Origin of the sequence: Falsiroseomonas oryzae (genome assembly GCF_027856955.1) — a bacterium.
Taxonomy (GTDB): domain Bacteria; phylum Pseudomonadota; class Alphaproteobacteria; order Acetobacterales; family Acetobacteraceae; genus Falsiroseomonas; species Falsiroseomonas oryzae.
Genome location: NZ_JAPSMD010000628.1, coordinates 1 through 2,413 on the forward strand (window position 1 = coordinate 1; position 2,413 = coordinate 2,413).

3 protein-coding genes are annotated in these 2,413 nt (G+C 72.7%); 2 read left to right on the top strand and 1 reads right to left on the bottom strand.

Features of this window, described 5'->3' with window-relative positions; all coding sequences use genetic code 11:
- Positions 1-190 precede the first annotated feature (190 nt).
- Together OZN99_RS29820 and OZN99_RS29825 are read left to right on the top strand one after the other, a co-directional pair.
- The gene (locus tag OZN99_RS29820) at positions 191-937 is read left to right on the top strand and encodes a DUF7168 domain-containing protein (protein WP_270938840.1); all 747 of its coding nucleotides are present in this window, start codon (positions 191-193) and stop codon (positions 935-937) included.
- Positions 934-1,347, top strand: coding sequence for a SprT family zinc-dependent metalloprotease (locus tag OZN99_RS29825; RefSeq protein ID WP_270938841.1), 414 nt, complete (start codon positions 934-936; stop codon positions 1,345-1,347). The genes OZN99_RS29820 and OZN99_RS29825 overlap by 4 nt, the downstream gene beginning before the upstream one ends.
- Before the next feature lie 109 nt (positions 1,348-1,456).
- On the opposite strand, the gene phaR is transcribed toward OZN99_RS29825, so the two are convergent.
- On the bottom strand, positions 1,457-2,071 hold the full coding sequence (phaR, locus tag OZN99_RS29830) for a polyhydroxyalkanoate synthesis repressor PhaR (RefSeq protein ID WP_270938842.1): 615 nt from the start codon (positions 2,069-2,071) through the stop codon (positions 1,457-1,459).
- Positions 2,072-2,413 lie beyond the last annotated feature (342 nt).

Here is a 2,413-nt window from a genome sequence, read left to right on the forward strand (position 1 = left end):
GCCGGGCGCGGCCGGGACGACGAGGCGCACCGCGCGCCCCTGCGCCCGCGCGGCCGGGGCGGCGAGCGCCGCGACTCCGGCCGCCAGCATGGTCCTGCGCCGCATGGCCGTTCCTCCGATCCTTCTGGCTGCGAGGATCGCCATCCACCCCCTGCTGTCAATCGCGGGCCCTGTGCTACAGCGCCGGCGCATGGACCCGCAGAGCGAACTGGCGAAGGTGAAGGCCCGCATCCGGGCGCTGGCGGCGCGCACGGTGGAGCGCGGCTGCTCGGAGGCGGAGGCGATGGCGGCCGCCGCGAAGGTTGGCGAGCTGCTGGAGGTCTACGGCCTCTCCATGTCCGAGGTGGAGCTGCGTGAGGAAGCCTGCGTGCAGCGCGTGCTCGTCTTCGACGACCCGCGCCGCCAGGCGATGGGCTGGCTGTTCCCGGCGCTGCTGCGCTTCACCGAATGCCGCGGCTGGACCGTCGGCCGTGCCGACTACGTCATCTTCGGCCTGGAGCCCGACGTGCAGATGGCCGAGTACCTGATGCATGTGATCGCCACCGCGCTGAGCTACGAGGAGGCGCGCTTCCGCAGCGGCCCCGACTACCTGAGGTCGCGTGCCGCGCCGCAATCCGTGCTGCGCAGCTTCCGCATCGGCTTCGCCGACCGCATCGCCGCTCGGCTGGAGGAGCTCGGCAGCCATCGCCGCGCGACGGAGCAGGCCGCGCAGGCCGAGGCCGCGCGCAACGGCGCGGCAGGCACCGCGCTGGTGCTGATGAAGCAGCGCAAGATCGAGGAGGGGTTCCGGTCGCTCGGCGTGCGCCTGCGTACCGTCACGCGCAGCACCGTGGTGCGCGACAAGGGCGCCTATGGCCGCGGGCGGGAGGCCGGCGGGCGGGTCGGCCTGGATCGCCCGGTCGGCGCCGGCGCCACGCCACGCCTGCCGAGGCGATGAGCTGGCGCGACCCCCAGGCCCGCAGGCTCTACGCCTGGGAGGATGCGGTGGTCGCGCCGCGCGACCGCAGCCTGGTGCCCTTCGCGCGGCTGCAGGCGCTGGTGGACCATGTCTGGGCCGAGGAAGGGCGGCGCTGGCCGCCGCGCGTGCGCCCCTTGCCGAAGCAGGCCCGCCGCACCGTCGCCCGCGCCACCCGCACCGCCATCGAGGCGCCGCCCGAACTGCCGAGCTGGGTGCTGCTGCACGAGGTCGCGCATGCCCTGACGGCGGATGTGGACGGCACCCATGCCGGGCACGGGCCGGATTTCGTGTCCGCCTATCTGCGCCTGCTGGTCCGACACGCCCGGCTCGACCGGGCGCTGCTGGAAGCGAGCCTGGGCGAGGCCGGCATCGCCTGGACGCCGGCCTGACCGGCGTTCGGTCGCGGCGGCGTCCGCAGGAGGGCGAGCGTTCCAGCAGTCACGGCGTGCTGATCGGGTTGCGCTCCGAATAGTCCGGCGCTGCGCCGATCCGCTGCCGCTACGCCTTGCCCCGCGTCTCGGACCGAGCCGCGGCGAGCTCGGTGCGCAACCGCTCCACCTCGGCCTGCAGCGCGGCGATGCGCGCAGCGTCCCCGGCGCCCTCCGCCGCGTCGGGCTGGCCCGGCCGGAAGGGCGCGAAGAGGCTCATCGCGCGCTCCATCATCGCCACGTTCTGCTTGCCGATCTCCTCGAGCCCGCCGAAGGGGATGAAGCCGCCCATCGTCTGCTCCATCGCGCGCCGCACCTGGTCCTGCTGGCGGGCGAAGGCGCCCATCACGTTCTCCAGGTATTTCGGTACCAGCGCCTGCATGCTGTCGCCGTAGAAGCCGATGATCTGGCGCAGGAAGGAGGTCGGCAGCAGGTTGCGGCCCTTGGCCTCCTCCTCGACGATGATCTGCGTCAGGACGGATCGGGTGATGTCCTCGCCGGACTTCGCGTCGTAGACGACGAAATGCCTGCCCTGGCGCACCATCGCGGCCAGATCCTCCAACGTGACGTAGGAGGAGGATTCGGTGTTGTAGAGCCGTCGGTTCGCGTATTTCTTCACGACGACCGGGGGGCTGGCCGGCGTCTCGGCCGCCTCTCCCGGCGGGTGGGTGGTATCCTGTGACATGCCTTGCCTTCCGCGCGGCCGTCCCGCCGCCTGGCTGGATGCTAACATGGGCTTGGTTGCAGTGCGAAACCCCCGCTGCGGAGATTCGCTGCGATGTCCTCTTGGCTGCCGTGCGAATCGTTAGTCCGAAGCCCGGTGATTTCCCGCGTCGTCGTCGCGGGCTAGTGATGCCGCATGACCGGAGACCGTCCGAAGCCGGACGACGCCGAGCTCGAGCGGCTCGCGGAGGACTGGATCACGCTGTGGCAGAGCGAGCTCGCCGCGCTGGCCGCGGACCGCGAGGCGGCGGAGGCCTGGGCCGCGTCCGCTTCCGCCTGGGCCGGCCTGGGCGCGGCCTGGCTG